General features: G+C 70.5%; 18 protein-coding genes. 5 read left to right on the plus strand and 13 right to left on the minus strand.

The genetic code is table 11. From position 1 onward, the window contains the following. Positions 1–2: 2 nt before the first annotated feature. On the minus strand, positions 3–2,201 hold the full coding sequence (gene purH, locus CLT71_RS17380) for a bifunctional phosphoribosylaminoimidazolecarboxamide formyltransferase/IMP cyclohydrolase (protein WP_101368037.1): 2,199 nt from the start codon (positions 2,199–2,201) through the stop codon (positions 3–5). A 297-nt stretch (positions 2,202–2,498) separates the two neighbouring features. Here purH and CLT71_RS17385 point away from each other — a divergent pair, with 297 nt between their 5' ends. After that, a complete protein-coding gene (locus CLT71_RS17385) occupies positions 2,499–2,741 on the plus strand; it encodes a CD225/dispanin family protein (protein WP_486483313.1) in 243 nt (80 codons plus the stop codon). A gap of 29 nt (positions 2,742–2,770) precedes the next feature. Beyond that, positions 2,771–3,337 carry a hypothetical protein gene (locus tag CLT71_RS17390; RefSeq protein ID WP_101368039.1) on the plus strand — a complete coding sequence of 189 codons (567 nt, stop codon included), beginning with the start codon at positions 2,771–2,773 and terminating at the stop codon, positions 3,335–3,337. A 149-nt stretch (positions 3,338–3,486) separates the two neighbouring features. Here the strand turns inward: CLT71_RS17390 and CLT71_RS17395 are convergent, their stop codons facing one another. From CLT71_RS17395 to icmB, 4 genes are all read right to left on the minus strand, one after another. Beyond that, complete coding sequence (locus CLT71_RS17395) at positions 3,487–4,851, minus strand: cell division protein PerM (protein ID WP_486483314.1); 1,365 nt, start codon at positions 4,849–4,851, stop codon at positions 3,487–3,489. Positions 4,852–5,040: 189 nt separating this feature from the next. After that, complete coding sequence (sucD, locus tag CLT71_RS17400; protein WP_101368040.1) at positions 5,041–5,928, minus strand: succinate--CoA ligase subunit alpha; 888 nt, start codon at positions 5,926–5,928, stop codon at positions 5,041–5,043. 1 nt (position 5,929) lies between these two features. Then, positions 5,930–7,108 carry an ADP-forming succinate--CoA ligase subunit beta gene (gene sucC, locus CLT71_RS17405; protein WP_101368041.1) on the minus strand — a complete coding sequence of 393 codons (1,179 nt, stop codon included), beginning with the start codon at positions 7,106–7,108 and terminating at the stop codon, positions 5,930–5,932. A 503-nt stretch (positions 7,109–7,611) separates the two neighbouring features. After that, positions 7,612–8,019 carry a coenzyme B12-dependent isobutyryl CoA mutase small subunit gene (icmB, locus tag CLT71_RS17410; RefSeq protein ID WP_101368042.1) on the minus strand — a complete coding sequence of 136 codons (408 nt, stop codon included), beginning with the start codon at positions 8,017–8,019 and terminating at the stop codon, positions 7,612–7,614. A 469-nt stretch (positions 8,020–8,488) separates the two neighbouring features. Here icmB and CLT71_RS17415 point away from each other — a divergent pair, with 469 nt between their 5' ends. Continuing rightward, positions 8,489–9,211: a peptidoglycan DD-metalloendopeptidase family protein gene (locus CLT71_RS17415; RefSeq protein ID WP_101371534.1), complete on the plus strand. Its 723-nt coding sequence runs from the start codon at positions 8,489–8,491 to the stop codon at positions 9,209–9,211. A gap of 355 nt (positions 9,212–9,566) precedes the next feature. Further along, entirely contained in the window at positions 9,567–10,358 is a 792-nt protein-coding gene (locus tag CLT71_RS17420; protein WP_101371535.1) for a M23 family metallopeptidase, read from the plus strand. A gap of 41 nt (positions 10,359–10,399) precedes the next feature. Here CLT71_RS17420 and pcrA read toward each other — a convergent pair whose 3' ends face one another. Beyond that, positions 10,400–12,805, minus strand: a complete 2,406-nt coding sequence (gene pcrA, locus CLT71_RS17425; RefSeq protein ID WP_101368043.1) for a DNA helicase PcrA — start codon at positions 12,803–12,805, stop codon at positions 10,400–10,402. A gap of 313 nt (positions 12,806–13,118) precedes the next feature. Between pcrA and CLT71_RS17430 the strand changes: the two genes are divergently transcribed. Continuing rightward, positions 13,119–13,454, plus strand: a complete 336-nt coding sequence (locus tag CLT71_RS17430; RefSeq protein ID WP_101368044.1) for a chorismate mutase — start codon at positions 13,119–13,121, stop codon at positions 13,452–13,454. A 180-nt stretch (positions 13,455–13,634) separates the two neighbouring features. Here CLT71_RS17430 and CLT71_RS17435 read toward each other — a convergent pair whose 3' ends face one another. From CLT71_RS17435 to CLT71_RS17465, 7 genes are all read right to left on the minus strand, one after another. Further along, positions 13,635–14,684, minus strand: a complete 1,050-nt coding sequence (locus CLT71_RS17435) for an ABC transporter ATP-binding protein (protein WP_486483315.1) — start codon at positions 14,682–14,684, stop codon at positions 13,635–13,637. Further along, a complete protein-coding gene (locus CLT71_RS17440; RefSeq protein ID WP_101368046.1) occupies positions 14,665–15,711 on the minus strand; it encodes an ABC transporter ATP-binding protein in 1,047 nt (348 codons plus the stop codon). The genes CLT71_RS17435 and CLT71_RS17440 overlap by 20 nt, the downstream gene beginning before the upstream one ends. An 8-nt stretch (positions 15,712–15,719) precedes the next feature. Next, positions 15,720–16,658 carry an ABC transporter permease gene (locus tag CLT71_RS17445; RefSeq protein ID WP_101368047.1) on the minus strand — a complete coding sequence of 313 codons (939 nt, stop codon included), beginning with the start codon at positions 16,656–16,658 and terminating at the stop codon, positions 15,720–15,722. A gap of 93 nt (positions 16,659–16,751) precedes the next feature. Beyond that, a complete protein-coding gene (locus CLT71_RS17450; protein WP_101368048.1) occupies positions 16,752–17,678 on the minus strand; it encodes an ABC transporter permease in 927 nt (308 codons plus the stop codon). Between the two features lie 180 nt (positions 17,679–17,858). Then, on the minus strand, positions 17,859–19,463 hold the full coding sequence (locus CLT71_RS17455) for a peptide ABC transporter substrate-binding protein (protein ID WP_486483316.1): 1,605 nt from the start codon (positions 19,461–19,463) through the stop codon (positions 17,859–17,861). Positions 19,464–19,944: 481 nt separating this feature from the next. Next, on the minus strand, positions 19,945–20,628 hold the full coding sequence (locus CLT71_RS17460) for a response regulator transcription factor (RefSeq protein WP_101368050.1): 684 nt from the start codon (positions 20,626–20,628) through the stop codon (positions 19,945–19,947). Between the two features lie 5 nt (positions 20,629–20,633). After that, the gene (locus tag CLT71_RS17465) at positions 20,634–21,875 is read right to left on the minus strand and encodes a PspC domain-containing protein (RefSeq protein ID WP_486483690.1); all 1,242 of its coding nucleotides are present in this window, start codon (positions 21,873–21,875) and stop codon (positions 20,634–20,636) included. Positions 21,876–22,053: the final 178 nt, after the last annotated feature.

Genomic DNA, 22,053 nt, shown 5'->3' on the forward strand with positions numbered 1-22,053 from the left:
CCTCAGTGGAAGAAGTGCCGGGTGCCGGTGAGGTACATGGTGATCCCGGCCGCCGTGGCCGCCGCGACGACCTCCTCGTCACGTACCGAGCCGCCGGGCTGGACGACAGCCCGGACCCCGGCGTCGATCAGCACCTGGAGCCCGTCCGGGAACGGGAAGAACGCGTCCGAGGCGGCAACCGCGCCCCGGGCCCGCTCGGCACCGGCCCGGGAGACCGCCAGGTGCGCCGAGTCGACCCGGTTGACCTGGCCCATCCCGACCCCCACGGTCGCGCCGTCGGCGGCGAGCAGGATCGCGTTGCTCTTCACCGCCCGGACGGCCCGCCAGGCGAAGGCGAGATCGGCCAGGGTCGCCTCGTCGGCGGGCTCGCCGGTGGCCAGCCGCCACGCCGTCGGGTCGTCGCCGGGCGCGTCCACCCGGTCGGCCATCTGCATCAGTACGCCGCCGCTGACCGGCCGCCACTCCGCCGGGTACGGCGCCCAGGCGGGCGCGCGCAGCAGCCGGATGTTCTTCTTGCCGGAGAGTACGTCCACCGCACCCGGCTCGAAGTCGGGTGCCACGAGTACCTCGGTGAAGACCTCGGCGACCTGCTGCGCCATCTCGACCGAGACCGGCCGGTTGACCGCGATCACCCCGCCGAACGCGGAGACCGGGTCGCAGGCGTGTGCCCGCCGGTGCGCCTGCGCCACGTCGGTGCCGACCGCGATGCCGCACGGGTTGGCGTGCTTGATGATCGCCACCGCCGGCTGGTCGGCGAAGTCGTTCACCGCCCGCCAGGCCGCGTCCGCGTCGACATAGTTGTTGTAGGACATCTCCTTGCCGTGCAACTGCTCGGCCTGGGCCAGCCCGGGCGGGGACGCCGGGTCGACGTAGAGCACCGCCGCCTGGTGCGGATTCTCGCCGTACCGCAGCGGGGTGGGTGTGCTCAGCACCTGACCGGCGAAGGCCGGCCACTCCTGCTCCTCCGGCCCGGTCCGCGCCGCGAACCAGTTCGCCACCGCCACGTCGTACTCGGCGATGTCGGCGAAGGCGCGGGCCGCGAGCTGCTGGCGCTGCCCGGCGCTGAAACCACCGTCGGCCAGGGCGGCCAGCACCGACGGGTACGCCGACACCGACGTCACCACCGCTACCGAGGCGTGGTTCTTGGCCGCCGCCCGGACCATCGCCGGCCCACCGATGTCGATCTGCTCGACGCAACTGTCGAAGTCCGCGCCGGAGGCGACCGTCTCGGTGAACGGGTAGAGATTCGACACCAGCAGGTCGAACGGGGCGATGCCCAGCTCACCGAGCTGCTCCTCGTGCCGCTGGAGCCGCAGGTCGGCCAGGAGCCCGGCGTGCACCTTCGGGTGCAGCGTCTTGACCCGACCGTCGAGCACCTCGGGAAAGCCGGTCAGCGCCTCGACCGGGGTGACCGGGATCCCGGCCCCCTCGATGGTCGCCGCCGTGCTGCCGGTGGAGACGATCTCGACTCCGGCGCCGTGCAGCGCCCGGGCCAGTTCGACCAGCCCGGTCTTGTCGTAGACGCTGACCAGCGCGCGCCTGATCGGCCGCCGGCCGTCCGCGCCGGAACTCGTGTCGCTCACTCCGATCGTGACCTTCCTTCCAGTGATCGTCCAACCCTCCCGGAGCAGCCGGCCGACCTGCGTGACGAGCTGCCGCCGCTCGGCCACCTTGATCCGCTCGGTGAGGGTCTCCTCGTCGTCGTCGTCGAGCACCGGCACCGCCACCTGGGCGATGATCGGCCCGGTGTCGACACCGGCGTCGACGAAGAAGAGCGTGGCCCCGGCGAGTTTGACTCCGTAGCCGAGGGCGTCGCGCGGCCCGTGCATGCCGGGAAAGGCGGGCAGCAGCGAGTTGTGCGTGTTGACGTACCGGTCGCCGAAGGCCGCCAGGAAGTGCGGGCCGACCAGCTTGAGGAAGCCGGCCGAGACGACCAGGTCGGGTTCGTACCCGGCGACGTGCGCGGTGAGCGCCCGGTCCCACTCCTCGCGCGTCGGGTACGCCTTGACGGAATCGACGAAGGTGGGTACCCCGGCCGCGGCGGCGCGGTCGAGCCCGGCGATACCGTCCCGGTCCGCACCGACGGCGACCACCCGGGCGCCGTACGCCGGGTCGGCGCAGGCGTCGAGAAGGGCCTGGAGGTTGCTCCCGGAGCCGGAGACGAGGACGACGACACGGGCTGCCGACACGGGCTCAGTCACCCCAGCACCCTACCGGGCAGGTCAGGCCGACTTACCGGCGGCGCGACCCCGTCGACCCGGCGGCGCGACCCCGGCGACGTCACCGCAGAGGGCGGTGTCGATCACTATCGGCATGTCGGGCGGCGAGCGGGCCACCAAAGTGGCACTGATTAGGTACGCTGCCGGACGCTCGGGGCAGCAACCTGCCCCAGGAGATATCCCTCGGTAATTTCACACATGCGCTGAGTGCAGGCCAAGGAGCCAAGACACATGCAACCTGGGTACCCCTCACACCCCCCGCAAGAGATCAACAACAACATGACGATGTCCATCGTCGCGATCTTCCTGTTCTGGCCGCTGGCCATCCCGGCGATCATGAACGCCTCGAAGGTGAACCCCCTGCTCCAGCAGGGCAACTACCAGGCGGCCCAGGCCGCCGCCGCCGAGTCGCGCAAGTGGTCGAAGCTGGCCCTGATCATCGGCATCTGCCTCTGGGTCGTCTCGCTGATCTGCTGCGTCATCAGTTTCGTCATCAGCGCCAACTCGGCGTCGAGCATCTAGTCTGAAAGACCTGTCGAAGGAGTCTTGTCATGCAGCCCGGCTACCCAGGTCAGGACCCGTACGGGCAGCAGCCGTCGGATCCGAACGCACCGCAGCACCAGGATCCGTACGCGCAGCCACCGCAGCCGACCTCGGGCCAGCCGTACGGGCAGCCGACCTCGGGCCAGCCCTACGGGCAGCCGACCTCGGGCCAGCCGTACGGGCAGCCGCAGTACCAGGACGCGCAGCAGCCGTACCAGGACCCGTACGGTCAGCAGCCGATGCCGGGCCAGCCCTACGGCGCGGCACCCGGCTACCCGGGCGGCGGATACGCGCCGGCCGGCGGGCAGAACAACACCCTCGGCCTGATCGCGATGATCGTCGGCATCGTCTCGATTCCCGCGGCGGTGTGCTGTGCCGCGCTGGGTCTCATCGCCGGGATCGCCGGCGTGGTGCTCGGCTTCCTCGGCCGGGGCAAGGCCAGCCGGGGTGAGGCCAGCAACGGCGGGCAGGCGCTCGCCGGCCTCATCTGCGGTGGCGTCGGCGTGCTCCTCGGAGTGGTCAGCATGATCCTCGCGCTCGTGCTGAACATCAACGGTTTCGGCTACACGCCGTGACGACCAGCCGGGCGGGGTACCACCGTCCGGAGAGGTGACCGGCCGCGAGCCGCGACAGCCGCATCGGGGCGCCCCGGATTTCCGGGGCGCCCCGAGCACGTTTCCGGGCCCGCACGCCAGCGGCGTCTCCGGGCCCGCAGGCCAGCGGCTCAACTCCGGGCGACGGCGCGGGTCGCGGCGGCGCCGATCAGGGTGCCGGCCAGCACGACGACGGCCGCCCCGGCGGCCACCTGCCAGTGCGCCGGCCCCACCTCGGCGAGCCGGCCGCCGCCGAGCGGTCCGCCGGAGAGCAGGGCCGCCACCCCGAGTACCACCCCGGCGACGGGACCGCCGACCGCCGCCGCGCCCAGCAGCGCGGGCCAGCCGGGCGGTGCCACGTTCCGTTCGGCCGCGGACCGCATCCGGCGGCGGGCGAGCAACCAGCCCGCGGTCATGCCGGCCAGCACCGGTACGGCCAGCACGGCACCGCCGACCCCGCCGAGCGGGCCCTGCGGCAGCCCGGCCATCAGGGGTACGGCCGGCAGCGCTCCGATGGAGACCTCGGAGGTCCGGACCACCGTGTCGGTACCGACGGCGAACCCCGGCCCGAGCAGATAGCTGGCCGCCCAGACGGCGGCGTTCGGCGCGTACCCGAGACTGACCAGGGTGATGCCCGCCTGGCCGAGCACACCTGTGCGGTACGCCCCGATCATGTCGCCGGCCTCGCCCCCGCCGGTGGCCACCGCCAGCCCGGCCACCCCGGCACCGGCCCCGAGCAGCAGCATGGCGGCGACCACCCCGGTGCGCAGCCCGTCCCGGAGCGCCAGCGGAGTACGCCGGGCCACCGCCACCAGCACACCGCTGGCCCGGGCGGCACCGAAGAACGCGGCGAGGGTGCCGAAGCCGGCCAGCGTCAACGCGGCCCGTACGGGTTCGACGGTCGGCCCGGCACCGCCGAGCAGCAGCGCGGCCAGCCCGCCGAGCACGCCGTACCCGATGCCGACCGCCAGCGCGACGGCGAGCGCGCGGCCCACGGTCGGCCGTTCCCGGACCCGGACCGCCCGGCTGACGTGCACCCCGGCCCGGTTCAGCCGCCAGGCGGCCAGCATGGCGAGGGCGAGCGGCGGCAGACCGAACGTCCCGGCGTCGGTCTGTAGTGGAACGCCGTGCCCGAGCAGCCATCCGGCCAGGCCCAGCCGGGCCGCGCCGACGATCTCGCCGCTGCCCTCGGCGAACCGGGCCACCCCGAGCACCACGGCGACCGGTAGGTAACCGACCAGGGCCGCCCAACCGGCGGCCACCGCCGCCGCGACCGCCAGTGGGGCCCGGCCCCGCCCGCCCGGCCTCTGTCGGGGCACCCGACGCGGTCCGGCCGATGACGCGCCGGCAGGCCGGCTCCGGCGTGGCTCCCGGTCGGCCGGCGGCCCGCGACGGCCGGCCGGCTCGGCGGCAGCGGCCGGCGTGACCGGCTCGGCCGAGGTGACCGGCTCGGTCTTCGGCGGCTCCGGCCGGTCGGGAACGGTGGGTGGCGGCATCAGCACCTACTCTGGCACGGCGGCGGGTCGGCCGGTTCGCGACACCACCGTACGGATGGGCAGGGCCAGCGGGATATCCGCTTTGTCCCCGCCGCGGAACCCGCTCGCGCGGTTACGGAACCGGGCGCAGGTACGAAACCGGGGTGGCCGGCACAGGCCGACCACCCCGGGGCAGAAAGCGTCGACGGCTCAGCCGCCGGACATCAGCTCGCGCATCAGCCGAGCGGTCTCGCTCGGCGTCTTGCCGACCTTGACCCCGACCGCCTCCAGCGCGGCCTTCTTCGCGTCGGCGGTACCAGCCGAACCGGAGATGATCGCCCCGGCGTGCCCCATGGTCTTGCCGGGCGGCGCGGTGAAACCGGCGATGTAGCCGACCACCGGCTTGGTGACGTTGGCCTTGATGAACTCGGCCGCCCGCTCCTCGGCGTCACCGCCGATCTCGCCGATCATCACGATCGCGTCGGTCTCCGGGTCGGCCTGGAACGCCGCGAGCGCGTCGATGTGGGTGGTGCCGATGATCGGGTCACCGCCGATGCCGACGCAGGTGGAGAAGCCGATGTCGCGCAGCTCGTACATCATCTGGTAGGTCAGGGTGCCGCTCTTGCTGACCAGGCCGATCCGGCCCGCACCGGTGATGTCGGCCGGGATGATGCCGGCGTTGGAGGCGCCCGGCGAGGCGATGCCGGGGCAGTTCGGCCCGATGATCCGGGTCCGCTCCCCCTGCGCCAGGTTGTACGCCCAGAACGCGGCGGTGTCGTGCACCGGTACGCCCTCGGTGATCACCACGGCGAGCGGGATGCCGGCGTCGATCGCCTCGATCACCGCGCCCCGGGTGAACTGCGGCGGTACGAAGATGACCGTCACGTCGGCACCGGTGGCCGCCATCGCCTCGGCGACGTTGGCGAAGACCGGCAGCTCGACGTTGTCGAAGCCGACCTTCTGGCCCGCCTTGCGCGGGTTGACCCCGCCGACGACGTTGGTACCGGCGGCCAGCATCCGCTTGGTGTGCTTCATCCCCTCGGAGCCGGTCATCCCCTGTACGACGACCTTGGACTCCTTGGTGAGCCAGATTGCCATCTCAAACCCCCGCAGCCGCGAGCTCGGCGGCCCGCTGGGCCGCGCCGTCCATAGTGTCCACCCGCTGCACCAGCGGGTTGGCGGCGCCGTCGAGGATCGCGCGTCCGGCCTCCGCGTTGTTGCCGTCGAGGCGTACCACGAGGGGCTTGTCGACCGTCTCGCCGCGCTCGGCGAGCAGGGCCAGCGCCTGGATGATGCCGTTGGCGACCTCGTCGCAGGCGGTGATCCCGCCGAAGACGTTCACGAAGACGCTGCGTACCGACGGGTCGGAGAGGACGATCTCCAGTCCGTTCGCCATCACCGCGGCGCTGGCGCCGCCACCGATGTCGAGGAAGTTCGCCGGCTTGACGCCGCCGTGCGACTCGCCCGCGTACGCCACCACGTCGAGAGTGGACATCACCAGGCCGGCGCCGTTGCCGATGATGCCGACCTCGCCGTCCAGCTTGACGTAGTTGAGGTCCTTCTCCTTGGCCCGCTGCTCCAGCGGGTCCACCGCGGCCTGGTCGACAAGCGCCTCGTGGTCGGGGTGCCGGAAGCCGGCGTTCTCGTCCAGCGAGACCTTCGCGTCGAGGCAGAGCACCGTGCCGTCGGTCGTCCGGGCCAGCGGGTTCACCTCGACCAGGGTGGCGTCCTCGGCCACGAACGCCTGCCACAGGCGTACGGCGATCGGCACGATCTGGTCGGTCAGCTCGGCCGGGAAGCCGGCGGCCTCGACGATCTCCCGCGCCTTCGCCTCGTCGACCCCGGCGTTGGCGTCGATGGCGACCTTGGCGACCCGCTCCGGCGTCTCGGCGGCCACCTGCTCGATGTCCATCCCGCCGGCCACGCTGGCGATGCAGAGGAAGGTGCGGTTGGCGCGGTCGAGCAGATAGGAGAAGTAGTACTCCTCGGCGATGTCGGCGGTCACAGTCAGCATGACCTTGTTGACCGTGTGGCCCTTGATGTCCATGCCGAGGATGTCGGTGGCCCGGGCCACCGCCTCGTCCGGCCCCTCGGCGAGCTTGACGCCGCCCGCCTTGCCCCGGCCGCCGACCTTAACCTGAGCCTTGACGACCACCCGGCCGCCGAGGCGCTCGGCGATCGCGCGGGCCTCGTCAGGGGTCGTCGCGACACCGCCGGCCAGCACGGGCAGCCCGTGCCGCTCGAACAGCTCACGCCCCTGGTATTCGTACAGGTCCACGATTGCGCGTCCCGTCCCGTCTCCGCGGCGCGCCGTCGCACCGCCGCCAGCGTGTGAATGAGTTTTGACCTGCTGTACCCACCAACAGGTCAACGGCCGCAGCCTAGCGAGGTGGACACGCCCGGCATCCACGTGGGTGCTCGGTGTGCGGTAACGCACAGCAGGTTGCCGGGCCGTCGCGGGGTCGACCGGAGCCGTGCGGAGTCACCGGCCCGGGACCGCGGGAAAAGATTTCCGGGGCGGCGTAACCCGGCGTAAGGGACGTCGTTGAGTCTGATGTCGGAGCGCTCGGGGGAGCGCGAGGACGGAGACGGCCGATGCCCTGTCGGTCGAGGGGTGGCGGCGGGGCATCGCGCATAGAGAGGCCGGACGTGTGAGGGGTGCGTCCGGCCTCTCCCCCATCTCCGACCGCTGCCTCGGTTCCGGGCGCGGCACCTCGACCCAGCACACCGCACCACCAGCCGGCGCGTGGTCCGATCAGTCGGCGGGCGGTCGGCGGAGCGTCAGCCGACGACCGGTTGGCCGACGTTGCTGCGGACCCACTCCACGATCGAACCGGTCGTGGCGCCCGGTGTGAAGATCTTCGCGACGCCGAGCCGCTCCAGCTCGGGGATGTCCGCGTCGGGGATGATCCCGCCGCCGAAGACGACGAGGTCCGTCACGTCCCGCTCGGCGAGCAGTTCCAGCACCCGGCGGAACAGCGTCATGTGCGCACCGGAGAGCACCGAGAGGCCGACCGCGTCGGCGTCCTCCTGGATCGCCGTCTCGACGATCTGCTCGGGCGTCTGGTGCAGGCCGGTGTAGATGACCTCCATGCCGGCATCCCGCAGGGCCCGGGCGACCACCTTCGCTCCCCTGTCGTGCCCGTCCAGGCCGGGCTTGGCGACCACCACCCGGATCCGAGAACTCATCAGCGCAACACCTCTCCAGGGACACCGGCCAGAGCTACCTTAACGAACGGTAACCCGGTTGCCGGCCGCCCGGGAACTCCCCGGGGCAACCAGCCCCCACCGGCGGCGTGTCGGCACGCCCCGCCGACCCGCCGGCCCGAACCAGGGTCCTCCGGCCACACCCCTAGGGAGTCCACCGAGCCGATGCCCTCACCGGTCGAATCGATGACACACCGCTGCATGACAAGTAACGGAGAGTCACTAACGAGGTGGATCGCAAAAGGTTACGAGATGTGGCATTCCATGACGCACAACCGCACAGCGAACCGGCAATCTGGCGCTGCGACTTGTGGCGCGCCTAGGGGTTGGCTACCGTGGCGACGGTTGTCATCAGGTCTCTGACCCGGCGACAACGCGGTCAACCGGAGTTCACTTCGATGGTCGAACATCGGTCACGGTCGCAACACTGACCCGACAACGGAGGGTGTGCGTGCGCCAGCGCCTGTCGTCTGAGCCCGATCGCTATCGAGGGCGACGCCGCGTCCCCACACCCCCGCGTAGTCGCTACGCCGCTGTTGTCACCACCGCTTTCGTCGGAGCCGGCGTCGTCGCGCTCGGCGCGGGGGCCCTGCCCGACGCCAAGGCGGTCAGCCCGTCCGCGCTGGCGGACCTGGAGAAGGCCGCCGCCACCAGCGAGGACCTGAGCGCCCGGGCCGCCGATGCCGAGCGGCCCTCCCGGGACGACCGGGAAGACGGTCTCGCCTCCACACTTGCCGCCGCGCCCGACGTCTGGCGGCTTCCGCTCGAGAAATACAGCTTCACCTCGCCGTACGGCATGAAGTGGAACAAGCTGCACGCCGGCATCGACCTGGCCGCCGCCGAGGGAACCCCCTACCACGCGGTGCACGCGGGCACGGTCACCAAGGCCGGCTGGTTCGGCGGGTACGGCTACTGCGTGATCGTCGAGCACGCCGACGGTACCGAGACGATCTACGGACACTCCTCCAAGCTGCTGGTCAGCGAGGGGCAGGAGGTCAAGGCCGGTGACCAGCTCGGCCTGGTCGGCAACACCGGCCACGCCTACGGCTCACACCTGCACCTCGAACTGCATGTCAAGGGCAAGCCGATCGACCCGATCCCCTACCTGCGGGACCGGGATGTGGACATCCAGCTACAAGTCGACGACCCGTACGCCGGTGTAGCCGCCTCCTGACCGCAGGTAACGCCACCTTCCCGCCCAACCGACACCGGTTGGGCGGTTTTCTTTGCCCGAGCGTCGGTGAAGTTCCCTGCGCCACACCCGGCGATGTGACCGAACGCACAGACAGCGCAGGCGACACCGGGGGCAAGGAGGTTGATTTCCGGCACAACTCCGGTTGCTGCGGTCCGGCTCCCGGCCGTGCCCGACTACCCGGTCGGGCCGGGCACCCCCGCGCCGACCACCATTTCCGGGTCCACTCCGCTTCCAGAAGGGACCCGTCGTGCCGGAGACCGATCCGAACAAGCCCGAGACGACCGATGACCTGGGCGCCGATGGCTTGGGCGCCGATGACCTGGGCGCCGATGACCTGGGCGCCGAACCCGCCGCGCCCCGGCGTACCGGAGGGTCGGGTGTCGCCCGGCACCGGGTCGGCGGCCGGAGCCGCTACCTCGTACCCGGCCTGGTCGCTCTGCTCGGCCTCGGCGTGGCCGGCGCGGTGACCGCGGTGACCCTCGGCGGTGACGGGTCGTCCGACCGGGTCTCGGTGGCCGCCGAGGAGTCGGCTCGGGCCGCCGCCGCAGAGCGTGCCGACCGGTCCGCACGGGAGGCCACCGCCCCGACGACCTCGCCGACGACCTCCCCGACCCCCACCGCGACCGCGACGCCGACTCCGGGCGCCACCGCCACCACCCGACCGCCGAGCGCCAAGCCGAGCCGGAGCAGCGCGAAGGCGGCCAGCCCCACCGTGACCCGGAAGGCCGCCGCCTGGGTCAACCCGATGCCGGGCGCCGCCGTCACCTCCTGCTACGGGATGCGCTGGGGGGTGATGCACGCCGGCATCGACCTGGCGATGCCGGCCGAGACCCCGATCCGGGCCGCCGGAGGCGGCACCGTGCTGAACGCGGGCTGGGACTTCGCCGGGTACGGCATCTCGGTCGTCGTCGACCACGGCAACGGCTGGCTCACCCACTACGCCCACCAGAGCCGGACGGTGGTGAGCGTCGGGGACCGGGTCAAGCCCGGCCAACTGATCGGGTACGAGGGTTCCACAGGTGACTCGACCGGCCCGCACCTGCACTTCGAGGTGCACAACGGGCTGTGGAACCAGGTCGACCCGGCACCCTGGATGCGGGCCCGCGGGGTGGACCTGGGCTGCTGAGTGCTCGGACGCGCCGGCCGGGAGGCGGCCGGCGCCGGTCGTCAGAGTTTGTCGATCGGCGCGTGCCGGAGCACCAGCCAGAGCGTCTGGTCGCCGAAGTCGATCTGTGCCCGGGCACCCGAACCGTGCCCCTCGACCGCCAGCACCCGACCGAGGCCGTAGCGCTGGTGGTTGACCCGGTCACCGGCGGCGACCTTGGGTGGCTGTTTCAACTCGCTGGCCGTACTGAGCCGGCTGCCGTCGATGCCGAGCCGGGAGGCGAGCTGGGCGGCCTTCGGCGTACCCCCGGAGAAGCCGCCACCCCGGTAGGCGCCGGACCGGTCCTCGGAGCCGGACCGGCCACCCACGCCGCCGCCGGTCCCCGACCACGAGGTGTAGGCGGCCCCGGTGCGCTCCCAGCGGACCAGGTCGGCCGGCAGCTCGTCGACGAACCGGGACGGCGGGTTGTAGGACGGTTGCCCCCAGGCCGACCGGGTGACCGCCCGGGACAGGTAGAGCCGCTTGCGGGCCCGGGTGATCCCGACATAGGCCAGCCGGCGCTCCTCCTCCAGCTCCCGGTTGTCGCCGAGCGCCCGCAGGTGCGGGAAGACGCCGTCCTCCAGCCCGGTCAGGAAGACCACCGGGAACTCCAGCCCCTTGGCGGTGTGCAGGGTCATCAGGGTCACCACGCCCTGGTGGTCGGGATCGTCCGACGGCACCTGGTCGGCGTCGGCGACCAGCGCGACCTGCTCCAGGAAGCCGGCCAGGGTGGCGCCGGCCGCGCCCTCGTCGGCCAGCGCCTCCACCCGCTCGGTGTACTCCCGGGCGACGCTGACCAGCTCCTGGAGGTTCTCCACCCGGCCGGCGTCCTGCGGGTCGATGCTCTCCTCCAGCTCGCCGAGGTAGCCGGAGCGGGTGAGGACCGCCTCCAGCACCTCCTCCGGCAGGGCGGTCTCGGCCAGCTCCCGCAGCCCGTCGAGCAGGCTGACGAACTCGGCGATGGCGTTGGCCGACCGGGTGGAGATGCCGGGCGCCTCGGAGGCCCGGCGCAGCGCGGCGCCGAACGAGATCCGGTCCCGGGTGGCCAGCGCCTCCACGCAGGCCTCGGCCCGGTCGCCGATGCCCCGGCGGGGGGTGTTGAGGATCCGCCTGATGCTCACCGTGTCGTCGTCGTTGACCACGGCGCGGAGGTAGGCCAGGGCGTCCCGGACCTCCTTGCGCTCGTAGAACCGGACCCCGCCGACCACCTTGTAGGGCAGGCCGACCCGGATGAAGACCTCTTCGAAGACCCGGGACTGCGCGTTGGTGCGGTAGAAGACCGCCACGTCGCCCGGCCGGGCCGCATCGGCGTCACAGAGCCGGTCGATCTCCCGACCCACCCAGTCCGCCTCGGCGTGCTCGGTGTCGGCGACGTAGCCGACGATCTGCTCCCCCGCGCCCTCCTCGCTCCACAGCCGCTTCGGCTTACGCGAACTGTTCCGCTCGATCACCGCGTTGGCGGCGTTGAGGATCGTCTGGGTGGAGCGGTAGTTCTGCTCCAGCAGGATCGTCCGGGCGTCGGAGAAGTCCCGCTCGAACTCGAGAATGTTCCGGATGGTGGCACCCCGGAACGCGTAGATCGACTGGTCCGCGTCGCCGACCACGCACAGCTCGGCCGGCTCGAGCCCGGGTGTACCGCCGACCAGCTCCTTGACCAGGGTGTACTGGGCCGCGTTGGTGTCCTGGTATTCGTCGACGAGTACGTGCCGGAACCGGCGACGGTAGCTCTCGGCGACGTGCGGGTGCGACTGGAGCAGGTGCACAGTCGTCATGATCAGATCGTCGAAGTCGAGCGCGTGCGCCTCGGTGAGTCGCCGCTGGTAGAGCGTGTACGCCTCGGCCAGCGCCCGCTCGTTAGGCCCCTTCGCCCGGGCGGCGAAGGTCTCCGGGTCGATCAGCTCGTTCTTCAGGTTGGAGACCTGGGTGGTCAGTCCCCGGGCCGGATAGCGCTTCGGATCGAGGTCCAGCTCCCGGGTGACCATCTGCATCAGCCGGCGCGAGTCGTCGGCGTCGTAGATCGAGAACGTCGACTTCAGGCCGGCGTGCTCGTGCTCGGCCCGCAGGATGCGTACGCAGGCGGAGTGGAACGTCGAGACCCACATCAGCCGGGCTCTCGGCCCGACCAGCGCGGCGACCCGGTCCTTCATCTCCCCGGCCGCCTTGTTGGTGAAGGTGATCGCGATGATCTGCCCCGGATGGACGTCCCGGGCGGCGAGCAGGTAGGCGATCCGGTGGGTCAGCACCCGGGTCTTGCCCGAGCCGGCGCCGGCCACGATCAGCAGCGGTGCCCCGGAGTGGGTCACCGCGTCCCGCTGCGGCCCGTTCAGCCCGGCCAGCAGGGCCTGCGGGTCGGGGCCGGAGGGCCGGTGCCGGGGCCCGTCCGGGGCCGGAGGGACGGAGGGCGGCGGGGGTTCGAAGAGAGCATGCATCGCCCCGCGAGTCTATGCCGCCGGGCAGACAACGTACGCCTCCGCCGGGCGCGTAGCCGGCGGAGGCGTTGCCGCGGTGGCCTTCACCCGGCTTCCGCGGGCATCGCCGATGTGCTTGCCAAGACACCGCTGGCTGGGCATACTCAAACCCGTGATCCGTCAGGCGCAGACTTACTTTTACTACGGCTCCGGGAGTCCGGCAGCCGTGGGTCGCGCCTGAAACATGACCTACGAAAAGCCCCGGGCTCCTGGAGCCCGGGGCTTTTCGCGTCGGGATCCAGGCACCGGGGGCCCAGCTGGCAAGGAGGACCCCATGGCGACAGAGGTGGCGGCAGAGGTGGCGGCAGAGGTGGCAGAGCTTCCGGCGAACGGCGCCGAGCCCGAGACCGGGACGAAGGCGCCGGAGGCCTCGCAGCACATCATCGGGCTGCGGGAGCGGATCGACGAGATCGACCGTGAGCTGATCGCCCTCTGGCAGGAGCGTGCCGCGCTCTCCCAGCAGGTCGGCCGGACCCGGATGGCCTCCGGCGGCACCCGCCTCGTCCTCTCCAGGGAGCGCGAGATCCTGGACCGGTTCCGCGAGGCGCTCGGCGCCGACGGTACCCAGCTCGCCCTGCTGCTGCTCCGGGCCGGCCGCGGCCCGCTCTGAGCCGTACCTCGGACGGGTCCGCGGTGACCGGCGCGGCGCCGTGGCCGTCGACGGCCGGGCCGCCGACGCGAGCCCGGGACGCCGGCCGCATGGATGGCGGCCCGCGCCCCGGGCAGTGAGGAGGCGTTCTTCTCGCATCGGTGGTGGGCCGGGTCAGGCTCACCACCGCGTCTGACCGGTCTACTCGACCGCGTGCACCACGTTCCGCTCCTCGGCGAAGTGGCATGCGCTCGGGTGCGCCGAGTGCTCCCGCACCACCAGCGGCGGCTCCTGGGTGGCGCAGATCTCCTGCGCCTTCCAGCACCGGGTGCGGAACCGGCAGCCCGAGGGCGGGTTGGCCGGCGACGGCACGTCGCCCTCCAGGACGATCTGGTCCCGCTGGCCGCGCAGCGTCGGGTCCGGCACCGGCACCGCCGAGAGCAGCGCCTGGGTGTACGGATGGGTCGGCCGCTCGTAGATCTCGTCCTCGGTACCGATCTCCACGATCTTGCCCAGGTACATCACCGCGACCCGGTCGGCGATGTGCCGCACCACCGACAGGTCATGCGCGATGAAGATGTACGACAGACCCAACTCGTCCTGCAACCGCTCCAGCAGGTTGATCACCTGAGCCTGGATCGACACGTCCAACGCCGACACCGGCTCGTCACAGACGATGATCTCCGGATTCAACGCCAACGCCCGGGCGATCCCGATCCGCTGCCGCTGCCCACCCGAGAACTGGTGCGGATACCGGTTGATGTGCTCCGGGTTCAACCCGACCAGATCCAGCAGTTCACGGACCCGCTGCTTCCGCTCGCCGGCCGGGGCGACCTCCGGGTGGATGTCGAACGGCTCGCCGATGATGTCGCCGACCGTCATCCGCGGGTTCAACGAGGTGTACGGGTCCTGCAACACCATCTGGATGTTGCGCCGGGCCCTGCGCAGCTCACCGCCGGACATCCGGGTCATGTCCTGACCCCGGACGTTTATCGCGCCACTGGTCGGCCGCTCCAGCCTCACCAGCAGCTTGGCCAGCGTCGACTTGCCACAGCCAGACTCGCCCACCACGCCGAGGGTCTCACCCCGGCGCAGACTCAGGTCGATTCCGTCGACCGCGCGTACCGCACCGATCTTCTTCTGGAAGACGATGCCCTGGGTGATCGGGAAGTGCTTGACCAACCCCCGGGTCTCCAGCACGACATCTTTGCTTGCCGGCTGGCTCATCGCTTCACTTGCCGGCTTGGTCATCGCCGACCACCTCCGTCCAGAAATGGCACCGCGCTGTCCGAGCCGGATCCACCTCGTACTGTGGGGGCGGCGGGTCGGCCCGGCACACGTCGCGGGCGTACCCGCACCGTGGGTGGAACGGGCAGCCGGCCGGGATCCGGGTCAGGTTGGGCGGCAGGCCCTTGATCACGTTGAGCTGCTGCCCCTTGAGGTCCAGCCGGGGAATCGACTCCAGCAGGGCCTTGGTGTACGGGTGCGCCGGCCGGGCGTAGATGTCCAGTACCGGCGCCTCCTCGACCACCTTCCCGGCGTACATCACCGAGATCCGGTCGGCCACGTCGGCGACCACCCCCATGTCGTGGGTGATCAGGATCAGGCCCATGTTCCGTTCCCGCCGCAGCTCGGCGAGGAGGTTCATGATCTGTGCCTGCACCGTGACGTCCAGCGCCGTGGTCGGCTCGTCCGCGATCAGCACCTTCGGGTCGAGCGCCAGCGCCATCGCGATCATGACGCGCTGCCGCATGCCGCCGGAGAACTGGTGCGGATAGTCCCCGATCCGCTGCTTGGCGGCCGGGATCTTCACCAGGTCGAGCAGCTCGATCGCCCGCTTCCTGGCGTCCTGCCGGGACATCCCGCGATGCATCCGGAACAGCTCACCGATCTGCCAGCCGACCGGAAAGACCGGGTTCAGCGCGGAGAGCGCGTCCTGGAAGATCATCGCGATGTGGTTGGCGCGTACCTTGCGACGCTGCTCCTCGGGGAGCTTGAGCAGGTCCACGCCGCGGTAGCGGATCGCGCCCCCGGTGACGAAGCCGGGTGGCGAGTCGAGGATGCCCATGATCGCCTGGGCGGTGACGGACTTGCCGCAACCGGACTCGCCCAGGATCGCCAGCGTCTCGCCGGGATCCAGGTGCAGGTCCACCCCGTTGATCGCCTTGGCGACCCCGACCTGGGTACGGAACTCCACGTGCAGGCCATCGACCTCCAGCAGCCGGGCGGACGAGTCCAACCCGGGCAGGACGTCGATCTCTGCCTTGATATCGGTCATGGTTCGACTCACCGCAGCCTCGGGTCGAAGGCGTCGCGGATCGCGTCGCCGAGCATGATGAACGCCAGCACGGTCATCGCCAGGAAGACCGATGGCCAGACCAGCGGGGTGGCCGTCTCCCGGACGTACGGGGCCGCCGTCGAGATGTCGATCCCCCAGGAGATCGCGTCGCCTCGCAGACCGACGCCGAGGAAGGTCAGGGTGGCCTCGGTGGAGATGTTGACACCGAGCAGGATGGTCAACACCACCACGAACGGCGCCGCCGCGTTCGGCAGGATGTGCCGGAGCATCAGTCGACCGGAACCGGCGCCGAGCATCCGGGCCGCGGCCACGTAGTCCTGGTTCTTCGCCGAGATGACCGACGAACGCATGATCCGGGCGCCGGTGGTCCAGGTCAGCACACCGAGGGTGAAGACCACCGCCCAGAAGCCCGAGTTCTGCGGGTCCGAGGCGAGCCGCCGGGCCAGCACGATCGCCGCGAGCAGGGTCGGGATGCCCAGCACGATGTCGATGCCCCGCGCGAGCAGGGCGTCGATCCAGCCACCGAAGTAACCGGACGCCATCCCGACGATCAGGCCGATCACCCCGGCGATGAGGGTCGCGAAGAGCCCGATCAGCACCGAGTTGCGGGCACCGTAGATCGTCCGGGCGTAGACGTCGCAGCCCTGGAAGTTGTAGCCGAAGATGGCCGAGCCGCTCGGCCCCTGGTGCTGCCGGGACAGTGCGCACGCGTCCGGGTCGGCCGAGGTGAACAAACCTGGGAAGGCCGCCATCGTCACGACCAGCAGCACCAGGACGGCGGCGGCCCAGAAGATCCAGTTGCGTCGTAGGTCGTTCCAGGCATCCCCGGTCAGACTGCGCGGTTTCTCCGGGCCGCCGTCCGGGGACACCGGCACACCGGCGGCACCGGGTACCTCCGCCTTGGTGACGGATTCGACGTTGCTCATCGGGTGCCTCGCTTACTCGTGCCGCCGCCTCGCTCCACCCGGCGCCGCCCGAAGGACGGTTTCACGCCGAGCTGACTGATTCGTGCACTTCGCTCACTCATAGCGGATCCTCGGGTCGAGTACCGCGTACAGCAGATCGACGACCAGGTTGGCCACCAGGAAGACGATCACCAGGATGCTGACGAAGCCGACCACCAGTGGGCCGTCCTCGGTGCGGATCCCGCGGAACAGGTTGAAGCCGACGCCCGGGATGTTGAAGACACCCTCGGTGACGATCGCTCCCGCCATCAGGTTGCCCAGGTCGACACCGATCAGCGTGACGACCGGGATCAGCGAGTTGCGCAGCACGTGCACACCGATGACCCGGCGGTTCGCCAGTCCCTTGGCCCGGGCGGTACGAACGTAGTCCGAGCGCAGGTTCTCCGCCACCGAGGCCCGGGTCACCCGGATCTGGGTGGCGATCACCAGACAGCTCAACACCACCGCTGGCAGGAGGAGTTGATATAACCCGGGTTCGGCGCCGGCTGTCGCCGGGAACCACTTCAGCTGCACCCCGAAGACGAGCTGGGCCAGCGGGGCCAGCACCACGATCGGCAGGGAGAGCAGGATCAGGGTGATGATCAGCGTGGTGGTGTCGAAGACTCCGCCACGACGGATCCCGGAGACGACGCCGGCGGTGATGGCGAACAGCGCGGAGATGATGATCGCGAAGACCGCCAGCCTGATGGTCACCGGCCAGGCCTGCTGCATCATCTCGCTGATCGGCCGGTTGGTGAGCGAGATGCCGAAGTCACCTGTCAACAGGCCACGCATGTAGTGGCCATATTGGAAGAGGAAGGGATCGTCCAGGTGGTACCTTTCGGTGAGCGCCTGCCGGACGTTCTCCGGGATCGGACGCTCACCCGCCAGAGCCTGGAGCGGGTCATCCTGGTTGGCGAACATCAGCGCGTACACGATGAAGGTGGCCCCGAAAAACGTCAGGACCCCTTGCAGCACGCGCCGCACGAAGTAGCGGAACATATCTCAAGTCCTTAGAGACGAGCATCGGTGACTGCCTGCCGGGCAGCAGACCGTGATGCGCACGGTAGCGACCGCAGCCTCACCGGTCCCGTCACCGGGGCCGGTGAGGCTTGTACGGACGGTCCGATCCGACCCAGCTGGGCCGGGCGGACCGGACCGTCCGTCGCTGGAGCAGTCAGGTCAGCTCGTGGCCTCGATCTTGAGGAGCTCGACCTTCTGGAACTTGTCGAGCTCGACGTTCTTGACCCGCTCCGAGTGGCCGTAGACGTTCTGGCCGAGCCGCAGCGGAATCACCGGCATGTCGCGGGCGAGGATGTCCTCGGCCTGCTGCCAGAGCTTGATCGCCTCGTCCTCGGTCGCAGCGGCCGATCCCTGCTTGACCAGGTTGTCGAACTCGGTGTTGCTGTAGCCGTAGTAGTTCGACGAACCGCCGGTCCCGTACAGCGGGCCGAGGTAGTTCTCCATCAGCGGGTAGTCCATGATCCAGCCGAGCCGGATCATGCCGACGTCTTCCTTGGCCTCGACCTTGGTGAGCAGGTCAGCGAACTTCGGCTCGCCGACGCCGACGCAGTCGACGCCCAGGTTGGTCTTGAGCTGGTTGCAGGTCGCGTCCACCCACGCCTTGTGACCACCGTCGGCGTTGTAGGTGATCTTGATCTGCTTCGGGCCGCCCGCGGCGTCGTACGCAGCCTTGGCCTTGGCCGGGTCGTAGGTGCAGGCCTCGCCGCAGCTGTTCTCGCGGTAGCCGGCCACGGCCGGGGAGACGAACGACGTCGCCGGGGTCTGCGAACCACGGAAGACGTTGTCGGTGATCTCCTTGCGGTTGATCGCCATCGAGATCGCCTTGCGGACCTCGACCTTCGAGTACTGCGGGAGGAAGGTCGGGAAGCCGACGAACTGGAAGACCGAGTTCGGGCCCTTCTTGAAGCGGTCACCGAGGTCGGCCGGGGCGGTACCCAGGTTCTCGATCGGGATCTGGGTCACCACGTCCAGCTGCCCACCCATCAGGTCGGCGTACTGGGCGGTCTGCTCCTGGTAGATCTTGTAGGTGACCCCGCCCACCTTCGGCTTGTCGCCGGGGTAGGCGTCGTAGCGCTCGACCTCGATCTTCGAGTCGTGCTGCCAGGTGCCCTTGATCTTGAAGGGGCCGTTGCCGATCGGGGCCTGCTCGTAGTCCTCCTTGAGCACACCCTCGGAGGCGAACGCGGCGTTCGGCAGCGGGTAGAAGACGGTGTAGCCCATGACCGAGCGCCAGCCGGAGAAGGGCTCGGCCAGCGTCACGGTGAAGGTCGAGTCGTCGACCTTCTTCAGACCGGTGAGGGTCTTGGCCTTCGGGTCCGGAGCCTTCTGCGGGCCGTCGCCGTCCGGGTCCTCGGACTGCAGGTCCTTGTAGCCCTCGATGCGCTCGAAGAAGTACGAGCCGCCGTTGCCGTTCGGGCCGTACGCCGCGTGGTTCCAGGCGTTGATGTAGTTGTCGGCGACGACCTTCTCACCGTTGTGGAAGGTGTAGCCGTCCTTGAGCTTGATCGTCCAGACCTTGTTGTCGGTCGACTCGACCGACTCGGCTGCGACCGTGTACGGCTTGTTCTCGGCGTCGAAGTCCACCAGCGGAGAGAAGAGTGCGGCCAGCACCTCGGCACCGTTGGACTCGGTGGTGTTCGACGGGATCAGGTGCTGCGGCTCGCCGATGCCGATCGAGATCAGGGCGTCCGCCGCCGAGCTCTCGTCGTCGCCGCCGCCGCAGCCTGCCGCCAACAACATTATGGCGGTCGCACCGACCGCCATCTTTAACGGGAATTGCCCGCGCATGAGTGAAGCCTCCTCAGGGCGCTCACGAGGGACTGTGAGGTGACTGACACTGTGACACTGAGCTGCCTAGCGCGGAAAGGTGCCGTTATCAACCCGTTAGTTGCCGGCAATGTTTCAGGCGTGTGCACGATCTTCCGCCCATCTCTTCGAATATGCCCCTGACCAGGGAAAACGTCATCGGCGCGGCGCACTCCGACGATGGCCCACACGGCTCGTTGTGACCTTCCCCGCGTCACCCCGGGCGCTCTCCGATGTCAAGCGCGTACCTACCGTGCTCGTCCGTTTGGACGATACGGGACTGCACACCGGGGGTCCGGCGGTCCGGCAGACAGTTACAAATGTCGATTGACGGTATCTGATCGTCACCGTCTGGACACCCACCGCTCGGTCAGTCCCGTACCGGTGGATCCGCCGATGCCGCATCGACCGCCCGCCGGGGCAGGCCCGTCGGCGCGGCTCAGACCAGGCGCCGGTCCGCCGCCCACCGGGACAACTCGTAGCGGTTGGACATCTGGAGCTTGCGCAACACGTTCGAGACGTGCGTCTCCACCGTCTTGATGGAGATGAACAGCTCCTTGGCGATCTCCTTGTACGCGTAACCCCGGGCCAGCAGCCGGAGCACCTCGCGCTCGCGGTTGGTGAGCTGATCCAGCTCGGGATCGGCGACCGGCGCGTCCGGCCGGGACGCGAAGGAGTCCAACACGAACCCGGCCAGCCGGGGGCTGAACACCGCGTCACCATCGGCGACCCGGCGGATCGCGGCGGTCAGCTCGTCCGGCGAGATGGTCTTGGTGACGTACCCCCGGGCACCGGCCCGGATCAACCCGATCACATCCTCGGCGGCGTCGGAGACGCTGAGCGCCAGGAACCGCACCTCGGGGCGGGTACGCCGGACCGCCTCCAGCACCGCCCGGCCGCCGCCGTCCGGCATGTGCACGTCGAGCAGCACCACGTCCGGTTCGGTGGCGGCGATCCGGCTGATCGCCTCGGCCACCGTGCTGGCCTCGCCGACCACCTCGACGTGCGCCCCCAACTCGGCGCGGACGCCGGCCCGGAACATCGCGTGGTCGTCGACGAGGAAGACCCGCAGCGGTCGCGGCTGCGGGGAGTCCTCCCGCGCCGGCTCCGTCGGCTCAACCATGATCGTTACCTGTCCTTCCCTGGTGCCGCGCCCTCCCGGGGTATCGGGAGGAAGAGTCTCACCTCGGTGCCGTCTCCCGGCGTACTGCGGATCTCCGCCCGCCCGCCGTGCCGCTTCATCCGCCCGATGATCGAGCCGCGTACGCCGTGCCGGTGGTCCTCAACCGTAGTCGGGTCGAATCCCGCGCCGCGATCGCGGACGAAGACACTCACCTGCTCCGGCTCCACCTCGGCATAGAGCGATACGGTCTGCACCTTGGCGTGCCGGGCCGCGTTCACCAGCGCCTCCCGGGCCGCGGCCACCAGCGCGCCGACCCGCTCGTCAGTCTCCCGGTCGCCGACCACCACCGCCTCCACGGTGATCGCGAAGGTGTCCTCCACCTCGGCGGCGGCCTGCTCCAGGGCCGCGGCGAACCGCTCGTTCGGCGAACCGGTCGGCTTGTAGAGCCAGCTCCGCAACGAGCGCTCCTGCCCCCGGGCGAGCCGCTGCACCGTCTTGACGTCGGCCGCGTTGCGCTGGATCAGGGCGAGGGTGTGCAGTACCTGGTCGTGGATCATCGCGGCCAGCTCGGCCCGCTCCTGCTCCCTGATCCGCCCCTCCCGCTCGGCCCGCAGCTGGTTGTACGTCCGCCAGAGCACCGGGGCGGCCACCACGCCGACACCGGCGAGCGCGACCAGGGCGAAGATCACCCCGTTGATCACCGCGTCGAAGTTGCCCTGCGGGCGGTAGACCGCGACCACACCGATCAGACCGACCGCGACCAGGACTCCGCCGCCGATGAACCGCAGCACGAAGGCCCGCCGGTCGCTCTCCGCCACCACCGCACCGAGCCACGGCACCGGCGGCGACCCGTCCCACTGCCAGCGGCGCTCCGGCGCGGACTGGTGCCAGATCACCCCGGCGCCGACCGCGATGATCGAGACCAGCCAGCCGGCGGTGCCGGCCACCCCGTCGGACTTGAAGGCGAGTACCTCGATCAGGATCACGGCGAGGCCGATGGCCACGAACGGCAGCAGTTGGAAGACGTTGCGCCGGGGCGGGGTACCGCCGGGCAGTGGCGGCACCACCGCCCAGAACGCCGCGTAGAGCAGCAGGCCGAGGCCGCTGAACCCGAGCAGCAGGAGGAACGCCACGCGTACCCACACCGCCCGGATGCCCAGGTGCAGGGCGATCCCGGCGGCCACGCCGGCGACCATCCGGTGGTCGCGGGCCCGGTAGAGGCGGGGCGGCTCGGTCGTGGCGCGGATCTTCGGACTCCTCGTCGACTCGGGCGGTGGGGTGACCTGCGGCAACCTGCCGGGTCACGTCCCGTTCCGCCGATGCTCCGATCGTCACACGTCCGCCGGCCCAGCAGCCATGGGGACTCCCCGGACTTCACGTACCGGATATCTCAGGGTGGGCTCAGGGTTGTCGCCTGAGGCCGGC

It is taken from the genome of Plantactinospora sp. CNZ320, assembly GCF_002846275.1.